The following is a 16,779-nucleotide window of genomic DNA, read 5'->3' as shown; positions in this document are numbered from 1 at the left end:
GGCGGGCGACCCGGTCCGGTGTGGAGAGATGCGCATGGCGAAGGCGAACACGTCCCAGGAACCCTCGATGGAGGAGATCCTGGCCTCGATCCGTCGGATCATCTCCGACGAAACGCCTCCGCCTCCGCCTCCGCCGGCGGCGCCCGCCAAGGCCGCCGCCAAGCCCGAGCCCGCGCCGGAGACCGTGTCCGAGGACGACCTCGACAAGCTCTTCTCCCAGGAGGACGACTCCGACGAACCGGTCCTTGACCTCGACCCCGAGGTGGAGGACGAGGACGTCCTGGAACTCGTCCCCGACGAGCCGTCCTCCGCCGACGACGACCCGTTGGAACTCGTCGAGGGCCTGATGCCCGACGAGGCGGAGCTTTCCTTCGTCGATCCCGCCGCCAAGGACGAGCCCGCCGAGCCGGACACCGCCGGCGCGGAGGAGGACCCCTTCGCCGACGCCATGGTGCCCGAACCGGAGCCCGAACCCGTGGTCGCCGCCGCGCCGCCGCCGCCGCCGAAGCCCGCCGCCAAGGTTCGTCCCGAGCCGGCCCCCGTCATCGAGGCCGACGAGCCCATGACCCTCGACGAGCCGCTGGTCTCCCGCCGGACGACCGAATCCGTGAACGCGGCCTTCGGGTCGCTCTCGCACACCATCCTGTCCAACAACGCCAAGACGCTGGACGACCTCGTCAAGGAAATGCTCCGTCCCATGCTGAAGGTCTGGCTGGACGAGAACCTGCCCGGGATCGTGGAGCGCCTCGTCCGCGCCGAGATCGAGCGCGTCAGCCGCGGCCGCTGAGGCCGCTGCCCGCACCAGCGACAGCCCCGTCCGGCCGCTATCCGTGCGGCCGGTTCCGTTTCGCGCCCGCCGCCCGGCGGCTCTCGCCAGGGGCGCGCGCCGGCCCGCCCGCTGTTCCGCCCGCCTTTCCGTTTGACTTGTCCCGCCTCGTCCGGCTACGCGAAAGACCCCACGCGACACCATCCGGACAACAGCGGCGAACATGCTGGACAAGACTTTCGAAGCGGCGGCCGTCGAGCCCAAGATCTCCAAGCTCTGGGAGGAGGCGGAGGCCTTCAAGGCCGGCCGCGGCGCCGTACCCGGCGCGGCCTCCTACACGATCGTCATCCCGCCGCCGAACGTCACCGGCTCGCTCCACATGGGGCACGCGCTCAACAACACGCTGCAGGACATCCTGGTCCGGCTGATGCGCATGCGCGGCCGCGACGTGCTCTGGCAGCCCGGCCTCGACCACGCCGGCATCGCCACCCAGATGGTGGTCGAGCGCCAGATGATGGAGCGCCAGGAGCCAAACCGCCGCGACATCGGCCGCGCCGCCTTCGTGGAGAAGGTCTGGACCTGGAAGGGTGAGTCCGGCGGCACCATCGTCAACCAGCTGAAGCGCCTCGGTGCCTCGTGCGACTGGTCGCGCGAGCGCTTCACCATGGACGAGGGCCTGTCCAGGGCCGTCCTCAAGGTGTTCGTCCAGCTCTATCGCGAGGGGCTGATCTACAAGGACAAGCGCCTCGTCAACTGGGACCCGAAGCTCCTCACCGCCATCTCGGACCTGGAGGTCGTCCAGACCGAGGTGAAGGGCAGCCTGTGGCACTTCCGCTATCCGATCGAGGGTGAGACCTTCGACCCGGAGAACCCGGCCACCTACATCGTCGTCGCCACCACCCGGCCGGAGACCATGCTCGGCGACACCGCCGTCGCGGTCCATCCGGAGGACGAGCGCTACGCCGCCCTGGTCGCGCGCGGCGCCAAGGTCCGCCTGCCGCTCGTCGGCCGCCTGATCCCGATCGTGGCCGACGAATACTCCGACCCGGAGAAGGGCTCCGGCGCGGTCAAGATCACCCCCGCCCACGACTTCAACGACTTCGAGGTCGGCCGTCGCCACGACCTGCCGAAGATCAACATCTTCGACGTGGAGGCCCAGGTCGTCCTCAGGGGCAACGCCGACTTCCTCGACGGCCTCGCCGAGACCGACGAGCTCGCCGCCACCATCGAGGCGCTCCACGGCCGCGACCGCTTCGTCGCCCGCAAGGCGATCGTCGCCCTCATGGAGGAGCGCGGCCTCCTGGAGAAGATCGAGCCGCACACGCACATGGTCCCCCATGGCGACCGCGGCGGCGTGCCGATCGAGCCCTATCTCACCGACCAGTGGTACGTGAACGCGGCCGAGCTCGCCAAGCCCGCCATCGCGTCCGTCCGCGAGGGCCGCACCACCTTCGTGCCGAAGAACTGGGAGAAGACCTACTTCGACTGGATGGAGAACATCCAGCCCTGGTGCATCTCCCGCCAGCTCTGGTGGGGCCACCAGATCCCGGCTTGGTACGGCCCGGACGGCAAGGTCTTCGTCGCTGAAAGCGAGGCTGAAGCCCTCGCCGAGGCGGCGGCTCATTATAGCGCCGAGACCGCGCTCACCCGCGACGAGGACGTGCTCGACACCTGGTTCTCGTCCGCCCTCTGGCCCTTCTCCACCCTCGGCTGGCCGGATGAGACGCCGGAGCTCGCCCGCTACTATCCGACCAACGTGCTTGTCACCGGCTTCGACATCATCTTCTTCTGGGTCGCCCGGATGATGATGATGGGCCTGCACTTCATGGACCAGGAGCCCTTCTCCGACGTCTACATCCACGCCCTCGTCCGCGACGAGAAGGGCGCCAAGATGTCGAAGTCGAAGGGCAACGTCATCGACCCCTTGAACCTCATCGACGAGTACGGCGCCGACGCCCTGCGCTTCACGCTGGCCGCCATGGCGGCCCAGGGCCGCGACATCAAGCTCGCCACCAGCCGCGTCGCTGGCTACCGGAACTTCGCCACCAAGCTCTGGAACGCCACCCGCTTCGCCGAGATGAACGGCTGCGCCCGCGTCGCCGGCTTCGACCCGAGCGGCGTCACCGAGACGCTGAACCGCTGGATCGTCACCGAGACCGGCCGCGCCGCCCGCGACGTGACCGAGGCGGTCGACGCCTACCGGTTCAACGACGCCGCCGCCGCCATCTACCGCTTCGTCTGGAACGGCTTCTGCGACTGGTACCTGGAACTCGCCAAGCCCGTCCTCACCGGCGACGACGGCCCGGCCAAGGACGAGGTGCGCGCCACCTGCGGCTGGGTGATCGACGAGATCCTGAAGCTTCTCCACCCCTTCATGCCGTTCATCACCGAGGAGCTGTGGGCCGCCACGGGCGAATGGGGCCCGGCGCGCACCGAAATCCTGGCGCTCACCCGCTGGCCGGACCTGCCGGTCCAGGAGTCCGACGCCGCCGACGAGATCAACTGGCTCGTCGACGTCATCTCCGAAATCCGCTCCGTCCGCGCCGAGATGGGCCTCGCGCCCGGCATCCAGGTGCCGCTCGTCCTCGTCGGCGGCAGCGCCAAGGTGCGCGGCTGGCTCGCCACCCACACGCCCGCCATCCAGCGCCTCGCCCGCGTCTCCGAGGTCTCGACGGCCGACGCCGCCCCGCCCCAGTCCGCCCAGATCGTCCTCGCCGACGGCGTGGTCGCCCTGCCGCTCGCCGGCGTCGTCGACCTCGACGCCGAGCGATCCCGCCTCGGCAAGGAGGAGACCAAGCTGGAAGGCGAGATCTCGCGCATCGACAAGAAGCTCTCCAACGAGCAGTTCGTCGCCAAGGCGCCGGAGGACGTGGTGGAGGAGGAGCGCACCAAGCGCGAGGGCTACCAGGAACGCCTCGCCAAGGTGCGGGAAGCGCTCGACCGCCTGAGGTGAGCGAGCGGCCTCTCAACGAAGCTCAGCCCGCACCGCGATCCTTCCCCTCAGGGGAAGGTGGCCGGCGGAGACCGGCCGGAAGGGGTCGTCTTTCGCCCGTCAACGATGAAGGCGGGCGGGTATCGTCGCACACACCGCAACGACCCCCCTCCCGCCCCTCCCGCCGAAGCGTCCCTTGCCCGCGCGCTTCCCGCTCTGTCATACTGTCCGGACTACGGAGGGTGCCATGGGTCGGACCATCAAGCTCGACGACGCTTCCGCCGCAATGGCCGAAACGCTGGTCGCGGAAGGGCGCTACGGCTCGGTTGAGGACGTGGTCCGTGAAGCGATGGAGGATTTCAGGCGGCGTGAGGCGAAGAGGCTGTTGGAGGAGGCGCTTGCCCGGAGCGAAGCCGACGTCGCAGCCGGGCGCGTGTCATCCATCGACGAGGTCTTCGATCGCCTCCTCGCGCGCTATTCGGTCGACGCTCAGCGGCCTTGATGGAGGTCCGCTTCGCGCATTCCGCGGAGTACGATCTTGAGAAGATAGCCGACTGGATCGGTAGAGACGATCCGCGACGGGCGGTCACTTTTCTCGTGACGCTACGGGAGGAGTGCCGGGCGATCGGTGACTCTCCATTGGCTTACGGCAGGCTGGATGTTGCCGGTAAGCAGAACTTCCGGCGGAAGGTGTTCCGCAACTACATTATCGTCTTCCGTATCGAAGCCGACGTCGTCCTGGTCCACCACATTCTTCACGCCCGGCAGGACCTCACCCGCCTCCTCGACGACCTTCAGTCGCCGTAGTGCGCCGCGATCTTCTCCGCGATCCACCCCCACGCCTCGGCCTCTTCCGGCCCGGCGCACTTCTCCACGGCGATCCGGAGGTAGGCCATCTCGCCGTCCACCTTCTCGCGCGGCAGCATGGTCAGCCGGGTGGACAGGATGGCCGCCTCCAGCACGGCCGCCTGGGCGCGGTTGAAGCCCACGAACGGCCGGTGCGCCGCCTCGTGCACCACCCGGCAGCGGAATCGCGGCCTGAGCTCGTGGTCGTCGAACGCCACCGCCTCCAGCTCCATGTGCCCCGTGGTGCCCTGGAGCCGCACGCCGTCGATCCGGTCCGCCGGCACCGTCGCCACCACGTCGCGCCCGGTCAGGAGCCCGGCGATCACCCGCACGTCCGACGGCGCCGAGACCGTCAGGAACGGATGCCGCCGCACGTTGTCGATGGCCGGGGAGGGGCGGAACGGCAGGAAGATCCACGCGTCCCCGTCCTTGTGCAGCCCGTAGGGCCGCACGTGGAACGTCCCGTCCGCGTTCTTGGTCGCGACGATCGTCTCCAGGATGAAGGGCATCAGCCGGTCTCTCCCTCGCTCCGATCCGTCTCCGCCGCCGGAGGCGGACCATCCTCGCCCCGGCTCTTGCGCCCCTTCAGGGTGTGCCCCGCCTCCTGCAGCCGCGTCCGGTCCTCCTCGCGCCGGTCGGCGGCGACGCCCCAGTCGATGGGGTTATCCTGGGCGTAGCGCTTGCCGAGCGCATAGGCGATCTCCGCCTTCTGCAGCTCCGCCCCGAGATAGAAGGCATGCCCCCCGTCGGTCTCCACGCCGAGATGCGGGAAGAACTCGAACGCGTCCTTGTCCACCAGGTGGATGTCGCGGTTGTAGATGTGCACCCCGTCCTCGGCCACCTCGATCCGGTAGTTCCGGTCGCGGGTCTCCTTCTTCAGGTCCGCGATCCCGCCCGGCGTGTTGGCGTAGGGCTTGCGGTCGTGGAGGCCTAGGAGGGCGTTGGAATAGCCCTTCGGCAGCCCGCCGTCGCGCTTGGCGGCGTACATGATCCGCCGGGCGGCGTCGTGCTCGTGCACGGTCCGGCGGGTGTGCGGGCTGACCTGCACGATCAGCACGCCCGAGATGTCGAGCTCCGAGCAGATGCCGAGCAGCATGGCGGTGATGCCCGACGTGTCGGCCTCCGTCAGCTCCGTCAGGTTGCCGGTGCCCATCAGCATGCGGGCGTGCGGCATGCGCCGGCGGAACTCAAAATAACGCACGATGCTCTCAGTGAAGCCGAAGTGGATCGGGTCGAGGATCGGGTCCGCCAGGTAGGGCAGGCCCCAGCCGTCCATCCGCTCCGCCGCCCGGATCAGGCTGTCCAGGTCGCCGGGCGTCGCCGGCACCAGGATCGGCACCGCCTCGATGTCGCGCGCCCGCTCCACCGTGGTCTCGTTCAGCGACAGCAGGTAGTCCGCACCGGCCCGCGCCCCCAGCATCAGTTCGTCGATATTGGCGCTGTCGACCGAAACCTTGAAGCCCTCCGCCTTCAGGGTGCGGATCAGCTCTTCGAGGTGCGGGAAGGGCGTGTCCGGCAGGCAGCCGATGTCGATCACGTCCGCGCCCGCCGCCTTGTGCTCGTGGGCGCGCTTCACCACGTGGTCGATCGAGGATTCCGGCGCCTCCACGATCTCGGCGAAGATCATCAGCTCGTAGCGGGAAAGGTCCGCTTCCCGCGCCCCGCGGCCGAAGAATTGCGGCAGGTCCACCACCTCGTCCGGCCCGCGCAGCACCGGCATGCCGAAGTGCGCCGACAGGGCGTCGAGGTCCGCACGGCAGCGCCCCGGCACCACCACCCGCGTGGCGCCCGCCGGCAGGGTCACCCGGCGGCGGATGATGTCCTCCGTCATCAGCGCCGCCACCTTCACGCCCACGTCCAGGATCGTATAGGCGAACGTCGCGCCGAGGCCGGCCATCACCGTCTCCACCCTCGGGTAGGCGAGGTGGCCGGTGAGGAGGACGACGTGGTCGTCGGCGGCGCTGTCGGTCATCTGTCCGTCCTGTCCTTGCGCCCGTCAGCCCGTCACCGACGTCCCCACCCGCGCGGCCGGCGAAGCCACCACGTCCGCGAGCCGCGAGAGGGCGCCCGGCCCGACGAGCCGCACCGGGCAGGTCAGCCGGCTCGCGAAGGTCGGAAAGGCCTCGTCCACCAGCCCGTCGGCGGCCAGCGCCGCCGCCCCGGCGAGGTGCGGCCCGTCCGCCGACTTCACCAGAACCAGACCCGCCGCCGACAGTTCGAACGCGAGCCACGCGGCGATGCTGTCGGAGGTCACGTGCCAGCCCTCCGGAATGCCGCCGCCGCCCGACATCAGCCGGTCCATGCGGAACACCGGCACCTTGCCGGCCGCGTGGGCGGCCTCCACGTCGCCGCGCGTCGACGCCATCACCAGGGACCTGTAGAGATCCGCCAGCACCTCCGCGAACAGCGACATGGCGCCGAGCGCCTGCCCGTGCGCGAGGCGGTCCGAAAAGCCGAGCGCGCCCTGCGCCGTCCGCACCGCGTCCGCGAACGGCCCGCCGCCCGGCACGATCACCACCCGCGACGACGCGGTCGCGAGCGCGTCGATCACCTGGTCGAGCCGGCTCCTGTCGGCCGCAAGGCTGCCGCCGATCTTGACCACGACGATCTGCCCCGTGCGCGGCCAGCTCACAGCCGCTACTCCGCCGTCTCGCGCCGCACCGCGTGAACGGCCAGCGCCGTCGCCGCCGCGCGCACCCGCGCCGGGTCCAGCGGGTTGGTGCGGATCCCGTTCACGCACACGCCGCCGCGGAAGCCGATCACGTCCGGCTTCAGCGGCAGCAGGGTGCCGACGTCCACAACCTTCAGCGAGCCGGCAAGGCCCACCATCAGCTTCGCCCGCCGGGCCGCCGCCACGAACTGGGCGATGTCGGCCAGCTCCATCACGTCCAGAAGCCCGCCGGTCTTGGCGGTCGTGTCCAGCATCACGCCGGAAAAGCCCGAGAAGGCCGCCACCGGCACGAGGCCGGCGTCCGGCTCCTGGTCGGCCGCGAACACGGCCACGAGGCGCGCGGTGCCGCCGAGGGCGGCGCCGAACACGCTCAAGGCCTTCGCGCCCGCGTCGCCGGCCGGGATCGGCACCTTCACGGTCACCACGCCGGCGTCGTAGAGCGCCCGCGCGTCCTCCACCGTGGCGGCATCGCCCGCGGCCGCCGTCAGCGTGCCCCGATGGCCGACCGCCGCCACGATGGCCCTCGCGGTCTCCACCGGCACGGCACCGAGCGCGCCGGCGGCCGGGTCCTTCAGGTCGATCACGGTCGCGCCCGCGTCGAGGGCGGCGATCGCCTCCTCCGGCGAGGTCACCGACACCAGGAGTTCGGTCATCAGGCGGTCTCCCCATCCCGCGGCGGCAGCTTGGTGATGCCGGTGGCGTCGAACTTCAGGGCGTGCTCGGCCACCGTCACGCCGCCGATCGAAAGCTCCGGCGCGATCTCGGCCAGCGGCACCAGCACGAAGGCCCGGTCCAGCATGTAGCGATGGGGCACGATCAGGTCCGGCGTGTCGATCACGCGCTCCTCGTAGACGAGCACGTCGATGTCGATCACCCGCGGCCCCCACTTCTCGAACCGCACCCGGCCGAGCTCCGCCTCGACCGACAGGCAGAGCGCCAGCAGTTCGTGCGGCGACAGCGACGTCTCCACCACCGCGCAGGCGTTCACGAAGCTCTGCTGGTCGGTCTTGCCCCAGGGCGGCGTCTCGTAGTCGGCGGAGCGGCGCACCAGCCGGGCGCCCCGCTCGGCGAGCAGCCCCAGCGCGTCGTCGATGGTCGCCCGCACGTCGCCGATGTTGCCGCCGAGGCCCAGGTAGGCGAGGGCGGGCCGGTGCATCTGGAATGGCGGATGGTTGGGGGATTTCAGCGGCTCAGCCATGCCGGCTCCGTTCGATCTCCACCGTCACGCCGTCGATGAGGGCCGGAACGGGGGCGGACGGCTTGTCCACCCGCACCACGATACTCTCCACCAGGGGGAGGCGCGCAAGGATCTCGGCGGCGATCGTCTCGGCGAGCGCCTCGATGATCTTGAACGTCCGCCCGGTCGCCACCTCGATGGCGATCTCGGTCAGGTCCACGTAGGAGACGGTCTTCTCGAAATCGTCCGAAAGCCCCGCCGGCCGGGTGTCCACCCGGGCTTCCAGCCAGATGTAGAAGCGCTGGCCGAGCCTGGTCTCCTCCGGGTGCAGCCCGTGGTGGGCGAACACGGCGATGTTGTGCACGAAGATCCGGTCGGTCACCGCATGCGCTCCTTGATGGCTTCCACCACCCGCGCCGCCTCGATGTGGGCGCGCACGTCATGCACCCGCACGATGTCGGCGCCCAGCATGATGGCGGCCGCGTTCGACGCGATGGTGCCGTGGATCCGGTCCTTCGGCGCCAACTTGTTGTCGTTGAGGATTCCGATCAGCGATTTCCGCGACGTCCCCATCAGGATCGGGTAGCCGAGCGCCTTCACCTCCGGTAACCGGGCCACCGCCTGGAGGTTCTGCTCGAACGTCTTGCCGAAGCCGACGCCGGGGTCGAGCACGATGTGCCCGTCCGGCACGCCCGCCTTGAGGGCGATCTCGATCGACCGGCCGAAGAAGGTCTTCATGTCCTCGATGATGTCGAGGGTCTCGTCGATGGCGCGCCGGTTGTGCATCACGATCACCGGGGCGCCGTGGTCGGCGGCCACCCTGGCGATTTCGGGCTCCCGCTGCAGCCCCCACACGTCGTTGACGATCCTGGCCCCGGCCTTCAGCGCCGCGTCCGCCGTGCCGGCCTTGTAGGTGTCGATCGAGATCGGCGTCGAATGCCGCGCCACGATCTCCCGGATCACCGGCTCCACCCGCCGGATCTCCTCCTCCAGCGGCACCTCGGTGGCGCCCGGCCGGGTGGATTCGCCGCCGATGTCCAGGATGTCCGCGCCTTCCTCCACCAGGTCGCCCGCGTGCGCGACCGCCGCCTCGATGGCCGCGAACCGCCCGCCGTCGGAGAAGGAATCCGGCGTGACGTTGAGGATGCCCATCACCAGGGTCTTCACCCCGAGTTTCGGCAAGATGGCGATACGGGACGGCATGGTCGGCACCCGGACGAGGACGAAAGGTCAAGCTCGCCTTCTACTCCGCGCCGCCGGGATGATCCACCGGCGCGGGGAAGATTGTGCGCGCGGCGATGCCGCAGTGGGGGAGGGGGTGGGCTGAGACCGGGATGGCCGTGGGTGGTCGTCATCCCGGCGAAAGCCGGGATCCAGCTGCGGCGTCCGCACCACGACCGTCGAGAAGCCGTCGGCGACGGTTGGGCCCCGGCTTTCGCCGGGGTGACGTCCTGGAAAGGGGGTGTGGATTGCTGTATGGCCTTGGCGCTCGCCATCGTCATGGTCGGCGTCCGGCGGACCGTCCACGCAGTCCTGGCGTGGGGGTTCGGGCGATGCGTCGGTGGTCCGCCTTCGCGGTCCGTGCTGGCCTGGAGGACGGGTGCATCCTCCGCCGCGCTGCGCGCCGTCTCTCCGACGGGCGAACCGTCCGTCACCCCCGTGCCTCATTCCCCGCTTTTCCGCAGAAATCCCCCGCTCCGCCCGCGCTGGCGGTTGCCACAAAGCGTTCCTGATTCTACCCATGCCCCATGGGAAAAGATCTGATTCCACCCGGCCACGGCATCGAGCCCGTCAACCTGCGCGAAGCGCTCGAGGAGCGCTACCTCGCCTACGCGCTGTCCACCATCATGCACCGCGCCCTGCCGGACGTGCGCGACGGCCTGAAGCCCGTGCACCGGCGCGTGCTCTACGCCATGCGGCTCTTGCGCCTCGATCCCGGCGCGGCCTTCAAGAAGTGCGCCCGCGTCGTCGGCGACGTGATCGGCAAGTACCACCCGCACGGCGACCAGTCGGTCTACGACGCCCTCGTGCGCCTCGCGCAGGACTTCTCGCAGCGCTATCCGCTGGTGGACGGCCAGGGCAACTTCGGCAACATCGACGGCGATAACGCCGCGGCCATGCGCTACACCGAGGCGCGCCTCACCGAGGTGGCGCGCCTCCTCCTCGACGGCCTCGACGAGGACGCGGTCGACTTCCGCGAGACCTACGACGGCGAGGACAAGGAGCCCATCGTTCTTCCGGGCGCCTTCCCGAACCTCCTCGCCAACGGCTCGTCCGGCATCGCGGTCGGCATGGCGACGTCCATCCCGCCCCACAACGCGGCGGAACTCTGCGACGCCGCCATGCACCTGATCGACAAGCCCGACGCCACGGTGGAGGATCTGGTCGCGTTCGTGAAGGGGCCGGACTTCCCCACCGGCGGCATCCTGATCGAGCGGAAGGCCGACATCGTGGAGGCCTACCGCACCGGCCGCGGCGGCTTCCGGGTCCGCGCCCGCTGGGACAAGGAGGAGCTCGACCGCGGCATGTGGCAGGCGGTGATCACCGAGATTCCCTACCAGGTCCAGAAGTCGCGCCTGATCGAGAAGATCGCCGAGCTCGTCCAGGAGCGGAAGCTCCCGCTCGTGGAGGACATCCGCGACGAGAGCGCGGAGGACGTCCGCATCGTCATCGTGCCGAAGAGCCGGAACGTCGACGAGAAGATCATGATGGAGGCGCTCTTCAAGCTCTCCGAGCTGGAAAGCCGCATCCCGCTCAACTTGAACGTCCTCTCCCGCGGGCAGGTGCCGAACGTCATCGGCCTGAAGCAGGTGCTCGTCGAGTGGCTCGCCCACCGGCGCGAGGTGCTGATCCGGCGCACCAACTTCCGCCTCGGCGAGATCGTCCGGCGGCTGGAGCTCCTGGAAGGCTACATCATCGCCTACCTCAACCTCGACGAGGTGATCCGCATCATCCGCGAGGAGGACGAGCCCAAGAAGGAGCTGATGGCCGCCTTCGGCCTCAACGACACTCAGGCGGACGCCATCCTCAACATGCGCCTCAGGAACCTGCGCAAGCTGGAGGAGATGGAGATCCGCAAGGAGCACGAGGAGCTCTCCGACGAGAAGCGCGACATCGAGGACCTGCTCGCCTCCGAGGCGAAGCAGTGGAAGACGGTGCGCTGGGAGATCTCCAAGGTCCGCAAGACCTTCGGCCCGGACACCCCCCTCGGCAAGCGCCGCACCAGCTTCGGCGAGGCGCCCACCCACGGGGCGGAGGCGGTGTCCCAGGCGCTGATCGAGCGCGAGCCGATCACCGTCGTGGTGTCCGAGAAGGGCTGGATCCGCGCCCTCAAGGGCCACGTGACGGACCTGTCCGGCCTCCAGTTCAAGGCCGGCGACAAGCTCGCCATCTCGTTCACCGCCCAGACCACCGACAAGCTGATGGTCTTCTCCGACACGGGGAAGATGTACACCCTCGGCGCCGACAAGCTGCCCGGCGGCCGCTCCACCGGCGAGCCGGTCCGCCTCATGGTGGACCTCGACGAAGGCGCGGACGTGGTGGACGTGTTCGTCCACAACCCGGAGCGCAAGCTCCTCCTCGTCTCCACCGACGGTTACGGCTTCGTGGTGGCCGAGGCGGATCTCGTCGCCAACACCCGCAAGGGCAAGCAGGCGCTCAACCTGACCGCCGGCGCGAAGGCCCGTCCCGTGGTGCCGGTCACCGGCGACCACGTGGCCATCATCGGCGAGAATCGGAAGCTGGTCGTCTTCCCGCTCGGCCAGGTGCCGGAGATGAGCCGCGGCAAGGGCGTGCGGCTGCAGCGCTACCAGAGCGGCGGCGTCGCGGACGTGAAGGTGTTCGAAGGCGAGAAGGGCCTCACCTGGACCGATCCGGGCGGGCGCGTCTTCCTGCGCACGCTCACGGACCTCGCCGACTGGCTGACCGATCGGGCCATGGCGGGCCGGCTGCCGCCGACCGGCTTCCCGCGGTCCAACAGCTTCGGCGATCGCGGCTTCTGACGGCCGCCCTCGTGCGGGGCGGTCGGCGCGCACCCCCGCGTGAGCGGGGGCGCGCCACGGTCATCACGCCTTCTTGCGGCGGTTCTCCAGGGTCTTGCGCGCCGCCTGCTCGGCCGCGAACGCATCCTTGAAGACGGTGCCCTCCAGGTCGCCGAGACCGGGTTCCAGGGCGTGGAACGCGTAGGCGTTCCCCTCCCGGACCAGGATTCCGACCGGGCTGTTCTTCACTTCCACGAGATAATTGTTGAACATTTCCAGACCTGAACAACGGCCGCTTTAGACGCGGCTTCAACCTTGGACCCATGGGCGAGCCATGCGTGTCAGTGCGCGATGAGGCGCCCCCGACAACGCGTTCGGTGAAGGGTTCGTTGCATCGCTTTCGACGGATCGACGAAAGTTGGTGCGGTCTGGCGGAGGGTCAGGCGGAGCGTCGTCGTCATGGTCGAACTCTCTGCCACGGCGGCCCGTGGCGCTCTTTAGCGTTTGGTTTCGCGGCGCAAGCTGCTTCCAAATCACCGCGGCCATCGCCGGCGAACACGTCGACGACGGCATGTTGAGACTAGGCATCCGCGCGGCCGGGCGCGAACAACCCGGTTGCGGCAAACGGCCGAACGCCGCCTCCGCCGTTTCGAAGATCCGGCCGACGCAGCATATGGTTCCGCCCGCCCGTCGGCGCAAGACGGCCCGTGCGGCTATCCGGGATGTCACGGAGGTGTCATATAGCCCGACCCGCACGCCGGATCTATCACCTCTCGTCCGCCCGCCGAGGGGTCGAACCAGGCCTCGAAACGGCGAAGCCCGCTGCCGTGGGGTCGGCAGCGGGCTTCTCGATGATGACTTTGGACGCGAATCTGGTCGATCAGGCTGTCAGGTCAACGCCTCACATGACCGCCGGTTCCGCCTTCACGCGAATAAGATTGGAGATGCCGGCGTCGAGGTTCACTTCCTCGACCGTCAGCGCGTTCGGCTCGCCGCCGGCCACCGGCGCGACCCGGTCGCCCTTCATGAGGATGTCCTCACGCGGGGCCGGAGCGTCGATCGCGTAAGCGGCGCCAACCAGCGCCATCGCGACCGCAGCCGCGCAGCCCATCGTCACGAGCGTCGTGGAGGACTTCGCCATGATGTCCCACCCCTTCATGCCTCTGGCTTCGAATGCCCCCTCGGCGATGCCTTCGCCGTCCAGCATCGAAGCGCTCCGGATTGATGGTTCTGTGCCGATGACCATACGCATTGAACTTTCAACGGCCCAATCACAGGTCAGCGATGACCTTGTGTTCTCTTCAACGTGGGCGGGATGGAATGGTTCCGTAACGCGTCAGCTCCGGGCTTCGACTTGCTCGATGATCGAAAGGCCGGGCATCACTTGATAGGCTTCGGTCGTTGTTTCCGGAAGCTTCACACCGGAACAGAAGTCGTCGCTCTTCATCTCGGCTTTACGGCAGTCGGCCACCGACGGGACGCGATCGTCCTTGCCGACGATAGACCACTCGGATCGGGTGGCGCCGATCAACAGTGTCAAGGCCGTCGCGCTGACGGCGGTGACTGCAGCGATGCGCTTCAGCTTGGTCTGGATCTGCCGCGTCATGATCGGATGTCCCTTCCTTCTGAAGTGCCCCTCGCTGTCCAGTTTCCGGCCCGCCGGTTACTCGGATATGAATCGAAACGGTCTCTTCACCGAACAGGGTTCGGCAAGCTTAACAAAGGGTTGACGCTCTGCCCGCAGGCGCGCGCCGCGCCGCTCCGGCCGGTTCCGGCCCGCGGTCTTCCCGCCGTCAACGCCGTTGTCGGCGCGCCCGGGCTTCTGTAACTAAGAAGCCATGAAGACAGCGCTCTATTCCGGTTCGTTCGATCCGGTGACCTTTGGTCATGTGGACGTCATCCGCCGCGCCGCCCGTCTGTTCGACAGGCTGGTGGTGGCCATGGGCGTGCACCACGCCAAGAAGGCGCTGTTCAGCGCCGAGGAGCGCGTCGCCATGCTGCGGGCGGTCGTGGATCCGATCGCGGCCGACACCGGCACGCCCATCGAGATCGTCACCTTCGACGGCCTCGTGGTGGACGCGGCGCGCGCCGCCGGCGCCGTCGCCATCGTGCGGGGCCTGCGCAATACCACCGATTTCGACTACGAGGCGCAGATGGCCGGCATGAACGGCGCCCTCGCGCCGGAGATCGACACCGTCTTCCTCGGCGCCTCGGCGGAGGTCCGACACGTGGCGTCCAGCCTGGTGCGCCAGATCGCGGCTCTCGGCGGCGACATCTCCGCCTTCGTTCCGCCCCACGTGGCGGAAAAGCTCCGCGCGCAGTATATGCGCTGACGCGTTCCCCTGAAGCCCTTTCAGAAGCATTCCAGGAGACCCTATGTTCGGAAAGCTCGTCGCGGCCGCCGCCGCCGCACTCTGGCTCGCCCTCGCGCCCGTCACGGCCGAGGCCGCCGGCCCCGAGGACACGCTGGTCATGGAGACCACCAAGGGCCGCGTCGTCATCGCGCTCCGGCCGGATCTGGCCCCCCAGCATGTGGCCCAGGTCAAGAAGCTCGTCGCCGACAAGTTCTACGACGGCATCGTCTTCCACAGGGTGATCCCCGGCTTCATGGCCCAGACCGGCGATCCGACCGGCACCGGCATGGGCGGTTCGGATCTTCCGGACATTCCGGCCGAGTTCTCCCAGGAGCCGTTCGAGCGCGGCACGGTCGGCATGGCCCGGGCCCAGGACCCGAACAGCGCCAATTCCCAGTTCTTCATCATGTTCGATGAGGGCAGCTTCCTGAACGGCCAGTACACGGTGTGGGGCGAAGTCACCGAGGGGATGGACGTGATCGACCAGATCAACAAGGGCGAGCCGCCGGCCAATCCCGACAAGATCGTCACGCTCCGTCTCGCCTCCGAGGCCAACTGAGCGTTATCCGAACACCCGAGGCCCCGGCCATGACGGCCCGGGGCTTGCGCCAAGAAGGAGAGACTGACATGGCCGACTACAAGGACCCGGAGAACACGCTGGTCATCGAGACCACCAAAGGCCGCGTCGTCATCGAGATGCGCCCGGATCTCGCCCCGAACCACGTCGCTCACATCAAGAAGCTCGCCCGCGAGGGCTTCTACGACGGCGTCGTCTTCCACCGCGTGATCGAGGGCTTCATGGCCCAGACCGGCTGCCCCCATGGCACCGGCACCGGCGGTTCCAAGTACCCGGACCTGAAGCAGGAGTTCAACGCCGAACCCCACGTCCGCGGCACCGCCTCCATGGCCCGCGCCCAGAACCCGAACAGCGCCAACTCGCAGTTCTTCATCTGCTTCGACGATGCCCGCTTCCTGGACAAGCAGTACACGGTCTGGGGCAAGGTGATCGAGGGCATGGAGAACGTCGACAAGATCAAGCGCGGCGAGCCCGTGCGCGATCCCGACAAGATGGTCAGCGTCAAGGTCGCCGCCGACCTCGCCGCCTGACGACTTGAGGGGAGGGCCGTCACCGGCCCACCCCACCCCCTCCGCGGCCGTCGAGGGCCCGCGCACCCCGACCGCTCCCGCCATGGCCGTCGAGGCCCGCGCACCCCGACCACCCGCGCGTTCCTCCTCCCCCTGCGCCCCGGTGGCTCCGCGCCTGCCGACCCGCTATGACTTCCCCCTGATCACCTCAGGGTCGCGTCGCATGGAATGGACATCGGAAGCCCTCGTCCTCGGCACCCGGCCGCACGGGGAGGGAAGCGTCATCCTGGAGGTGATGACCGCCGAGCGCGGCCGGCACCTGGGGCTCGTCAAGGGCGGCCGCACGCGGCGCACCGCGCCCATCCTGCAGCCCGGCAACACGGTGCTGGTCACCTGGCGCGCCCGCCTCGACGCTCATCTCGGCATGTTCACGACGGAGCTTGTCACCGGCCGGGCCGCGCGCCTCATCGAGAGCGCCACCGGCGTCTACGGCATCCAGCTGCTCACGGCGCTCCTGCGCACCCTGCCGGAGCGGGACCCGCACCCGGCCCTGTTCGAGGCCGCCACCATCGTGGTCGACCACCTGAACGACCCGGTCGACGCCGGCCGGCTCCTGGTGCGGTTCGAGCTCGCGGTGCTGGAGGAGCTCGGCTTCGCCCTCGATCTCGCCGCCTGCGCGGCCACCGGCGTCACCGAGAACCTGGTCTACGTCAGCCCGAAGAGCGCCCGGGCCGTCAGCGCCGCCGCCGGCGCGCCCTACCGCGACCGGCTGCTGCCGCTCCCGGCCTTCCTGGCCCCGGGCGGCGAGGCGCTCGCGCCCACGGCCGCCGACCTCGTCGCCGCGTTTCAGCTCACCGGCTACTTTCTCGAACGGCACGTGGCCGAGCCGCGCGGCGAACCGCTCACGCCCGCCCGCGCCCAGTTCATCGAGCGCCTGAGGTCCGCCGCTAAGGCCTGATCGTCATCG

The 16,779-nt window shown here is 69.2% G+C and carries 19 protein-coding genes; 9 read left to right on the top strand and 10 right to left on the bottom strand.

Translation table 11 applies throughout. From position 1 onward, the window contains the following. Positions 1 to 34: 34 nt before the first annotated feature. From HND91_RS23070 to HND91_RS12715, 4 genes are all read left to right on the top strand, one after another. Positions 35 to 787: a PopZ family protein gene (locus HND91_RS23070; RefSeq protein WP_181706954.1), complete on the top strand. Its 753-nt coding sequence runs from the start codon at positions 35 to 37 to the stop codon at positions 785 to 787. A gap of 202 nt (positions 788 to 989) precedes the next feature. Then, positions 990 to 3,719, top strand: a complete 2,730-nt coding sequence (locus HND91_RS12725; protein WP_181706953.1) for a valine--tRNA ligase — start codon at positions 990 to 992, stop codon at positions 3,717 to 3,719. A gap of 226 nt (positions 3,720 to 3,945) precedes the next feature. Then, positions 3,946 to 4,200, top strand: coding sequence for a ribbon-helix-helix domain-containing protein (locus tag HND91_RS12720; protein ID WP_181706952.1), 255 nt, complete (start codon positions 3,946 to 3,948; stop codon positions 4,198 to 4,200). Next, entirely contained in the window at positions 4,200 to 4,505 is a 306-nt protein-coding gene (locus HND91_RS12715) for a type II toxin-antitoxin system RelE/ParE family toxin (protein ID WP_246329474.1), read from the top strand. The genes HND91_RS12720 and HND91_RS12715 overlap by 1 nt, the downstream gene beginning before the upstream one ends. Here the strand turns inward: HND91_RS12715 and HND91_RS12710 are convergent. From HND91_RS12710 to folP, 7 genes are read right to left on the bottom strand one after another with little or no spacing between them, the layout of a single operon-like run. Beyond that, the gene (locus tag HND91_RS12710; RefSeq protein WP_181706950.1) at positions 4,493 to 5,053 is read right to left on the bottom strand and encodes a DUF447 domain-containing protein; all 561 of its coding nucleotides are present in this window, start codon (positions 5,051 to 5,053) and stop codon (positions 4,493 to 4,495) included. The genes HND91_RS12715 and HND91_RS12710 overlap by 13 nt on opposite strands. Beyond that, positions 5,053 to 6,516, bottom strand: a complete 1,464-nt coding sequence (locus HND91_RS12705) for a DUF6513 domain-containing protein (RefSeq protein WP_181706949.1) — start codon at positions 6,514 to 6,516, stop codon at positions 5,053 to 5,055. Before HND91_RS12705 ends, HND91_RS12710 begins: the two co-directional genes overlap by 1 nt. 24 nt (positions 6,517 to 6,540) lie before the next feature. Continuing rightward, positions 6,541 to 7,176 (bottom strand): amino acid kinase family protein, encoded by a 636-nt coding sequence (locus HND91_RS12700; protein WP_343057334.1) that lies wholly within the window; start codon positions 7,174 to 7,176, stop codon positions 6,541 to 6,543. A 5-nt stretch (positions 7,177 to 7,181) separates the two neighbouring features. Then, the gene (locus HND91_RS12695) at positions 7,182 to 7,868 is read right to left on the bottom strand and encodes a (5-formylfuran-3-yl)methyl phosphate synthase (protein ID WP_181706948.1); all 687 of its coding nucleotides are present in this window, start codon (positions 7,866 to 7,868) and stop codon (positions 7,182 to 7,184) included. Then, the gene (gene folK, locus HND91_RS12690; protein WP_246329460.1) at positions 7,868 to 8,413 is read right to left on the bottom strand and encodes a 2-amino-4-hydroxy-6-hydroxymethyldihydropteridine diphosphokinase; all 546 of its coding nucleotides are present in this window, start codon (positions 8,411 to 8,413) and stop codon (positions 7,868 to 7,870) included. Before folK ends, HND91_RS12695 begins: the two co-directional genes overlap by 1 nt. Then, entirely contained in the window at positions 8,406 to 8,774 is a 369-nt protein-coding gene (folB, locus tag HND91_RS12685; RefSeq protein ID WP_181706947.1) for a dihydroneopterin aldolase, read from the bottom strand. Before folB ends, folK begins: the two co-directional genes overlap by 8 nt. Further along, entirely contained in the window at positions 8,771 to 9,595 is an 825-nt protein-coding gene (gene folP / locus HND91_RS12680) for a dihydropteroate synthase (RefSeq protein ID WP_181706946.1), read from the bottom strand. The genes folB and folP overlap by 4 nt, the downstream gene beginning before the upstream one ends. A 545-nt stretch (positions 9,596 to 10,140) precedes the next feature. Here folP and parC point away from each other — a divergent pair. Then, positions 10,141 to 12,393, top strand: a complete 2,253-nt coding sequence (gene parC / locus HND91_RS12675) for a DNA topoisomerase IV subunit A (protein ID WP_181706945.1) — start codon at positions 10,141 to 10,143, stop codon at positions 12,391 to 12,393. A 63-nt stretch (positions 12,394 to 12,456) separates the two neighbouring features. Here parC and HND91_RS12670 read toward each other — a convergent pair whose 3' ends face one another. The 3 genes from HND91_RS12670 to HND91_RS12660 all read right to left on the bottom strand — a co-directional run bounded on the left by HND91_RS12670 (position 12,457) and on the right by HND91_RS12660 (position 13,978). Then, positions 12,457 to 12,645, bottom strand: a complete 189-nt coding sequence (locus tag HND91_RS12670; RefSeq protein ID WP_181706944.1) for a hypothetical protein — start codon at positions 12,643 to 12,645, stop codon at positions 12,457 to 12,459. Positions 12,646 to 13,273: 628 nt separating this feature from the next. Continuing rightward, the gene (locus tag HND91_RS12665) at positions 13,274 to 13,579 is read right to left on the bottom strand and encodes a hypothetical protein (RefSeq protein ID WP_181706943.1); all 306 of its coding nucleotides are present in this window, start codon (positions 13,577 to 13,579) and stop codon (positions 13,274 to 13,276) included. Between the two features lie 129 nt (positions 13,580 to 13,708). After that, positions 13,709 to 13,978 carry a hypothetical protein gene (locus HND91_RS12660; protein WP_181706942.1) on the bottom strand — a complete coding sequence of 90 codons (270 nt, stop codon included), beginning with the start codon at positions 13,976 to 13,978 and terminating at the stop codon, positions 13,709 to 13,711. A gap of 232 nt (positions 13,979 to 14,210) precedes the next feature. On the opposite strand from HND91_RS12660, the gene coaD reads away from it, so the two are divergent. The 4 genes from coaD (at position 14,211) to recO (ending at position 16,770) form a co-directional block, all read left to right on the top strand. Beyond that, on the top strand, positions 14,211 to 14,705 hold the full coding sequence (coaD, locus tag HND91_RS12655; RefSeq protein WP_181706941.1) for a pantetheine-phosphate adenylyltransferase: 495 nt from the start codon (positions 14,211 to 14,213) through the stop codon (positions 14,703 to 14,705). A gap of 43 nt (positions 14,706 to 14,748) precedes the next feature. Beyond that, positions 14,749 to 15,285, top strand: coding sequence for a peptidylprolyl isomerase (locus HND91_RS12650; RefSeq protein WP_181706940.1), 537 nt, complete (start codon positions 14,749 to 14,751; stop codon positions 15,283 to 15,285). Positions 15,286 to 15,353: 68 nt separating this feature from the next. Next, positions 15,354 to 15,833: a peptidylprolyl isomerase gene (locus HND91_RS12645; RefSeq protein ID WP_181706939.1), complete on the top strand. Its 480-nt coding sequence runs from the start codon at positions 15,354 to 15,356 to the stop codon at positions 15,831 to 15,833. 202 nt (positions 15,834 to 16,035) lie between these two features. Next, positions 16,036 to 16,770 carry a DNA repair protein RecO gene (recO, locus tag HND91_RS12640; protein WP_181706938.1) on the top strand — a complete coding sequence of 245 codons (735 nt, stop codon included), beginning with the start codon at positions 16,036 to 16,038 and terminating at the stop codon, positions 16,768 to 16,770. Positions 16,771 to 16,779: the final 9 nt, after the last annotated feature.

The organism is Chthonobacter rhizosphaerae (genome assembly GCF_013839525.1).
Taxonomy (GTDB): domain Bacteria; phylum Pseudomonadota; class Alphaproteobacteria; order Rhizobiales; family Pleomorphomonadaceae; genus Chthonobacter; species Chthonobacter rhizosphaerae.
The sequence above is the reverse complement of the archived record's forward strand: the minus strand, read 5'-3'. Positions and strand labels throughout refer to the sequence as shown.

What these genes read in the sequence shown, in the direction of transcription:
- HND91_RS23070 (WP_181706954.1), top strand. Translation starts at nt 35, where the DNA reads ATGGCGAAGGCGAACACGTCCCAGGAACCCTCGATGGAGGAGATCCTG.
- HND91_RS12725 (WP_181706953.1), top strand. Translation starts at nt 990, where the DNA reads ATGCTGGACAAGACTTTCGAAGCGGCGGCCGTCGAGCCCAAGATCTCC.
- HND91_RS12720 (WP_181706952.1), top strand. Translation starts at nt 3,946, where the DNA reads ATGGGTCGGACCATCAAGCTCGACGACGCTTCCGCCGCAATGGCCGAA.
- HND91_RS12715 (WP_246329474.1), top strand. Translation starts at nt 4,200, where the DNA reads ATGGAGGTCCGCTTCGCGCATTCCGCGGAGTACGATCTTGAGAAGATA.
- HND91_RS12710 (WP_181706950.1), bottom strand. Translation starts at nt 5,053, where the DNA reads ATGCCCTTCATCCTGGAGACGATCGTCGCGACCAAGAACGCGGACGGG.
- HND91_RS12705 (WP_181706949.1), bottom strand. Translation starts at nt 6,516, where the DNA reads ATGACCGACAGCGCCGCCGACGACCACGTCGTCCTCCTCACCGGCCAC.
- HND91_RS12695 (WP_181706948.1), bottom strand. Translation starts at nt 7,868, where the DNA reads ATGACCGAACTCCTGGTGTCGGTGACCTCGCCGGAGGAGGCGATCGCC.
- folK (WP_246329460.1), bottom strand. Translation starts at nt 8,413, where the DNA reads ATGGCTGAGCCGCTGAAATCCCCCAACCATCCGCCATTCCAGATGCAC.
- folP (WP_181706946.1), bottom strand. Translation starts at nt 9,595, where the DNA reads ATGCCGTCCCGTATCGCCATCTTGCCGAAACTCGGGGTGAAGACCCTG.
- parC (WP_181706945.1), top strand. Translation starts at nt 10,141, where the DNA reads ATGGGAAAAGATCTGATTCCACCCGGCCACGGCATCGAGCCCGTCAAC.
- HND91_RS12670 (WP_181706944.1), bottom strand. Translation starts at nt 12,645, where the DNA reads ATGTTCAACAATTATCTCGTGGAAGTGAAGAACAGCCCGGTCGGAATC.
- HND91_RS12665 (WP_181706943.1), bottom strand. Translation starts at nt 13,579, where the DNA reads ATGCTGGACGGCGAAGGCATCGCCGAGGGGGCATTCGAAGCCAGAGGC.
- HND91_RS12660 (WP_181706942.1), bottom strand. Translation starts at nt 13,978, where the DNA reads ATGACGCGGCAGATCCAGACCAAGCTGAAGCGCATCGCTGCAGTCACC.
- coaD (WP_181706941.1), top strand. Translation starts at nt 14,211, where the DNA reads ATGAAGACAGCGCTCTATTCCGGTTCGTTCGATCCGGTGACCTTTGGT.
- HND91_RS12650 (WP_181706940.1), top strand. Translation starts at nt 14,749, where the DNA reads ATGTTCGGAAAGCTCGTCGCGGCCGCCGCCGCCGCACTCTGGCTCGCC.
- HND91_RS12645 (WP_181706939.1), top strand. Translation starts at nt 15,354, where the DNA reads ATGGCCGACTACAAGGACCCGGAGAACACGCTGGTCATCGAGACCACC.
- recO (WP_181706938.1), top strand. Translation starts at nt 16,036, where the DNA reads ATGGAATGGACATCGGAAGCCCTCGTCCTCGGCACCCGGCCGCACGGG.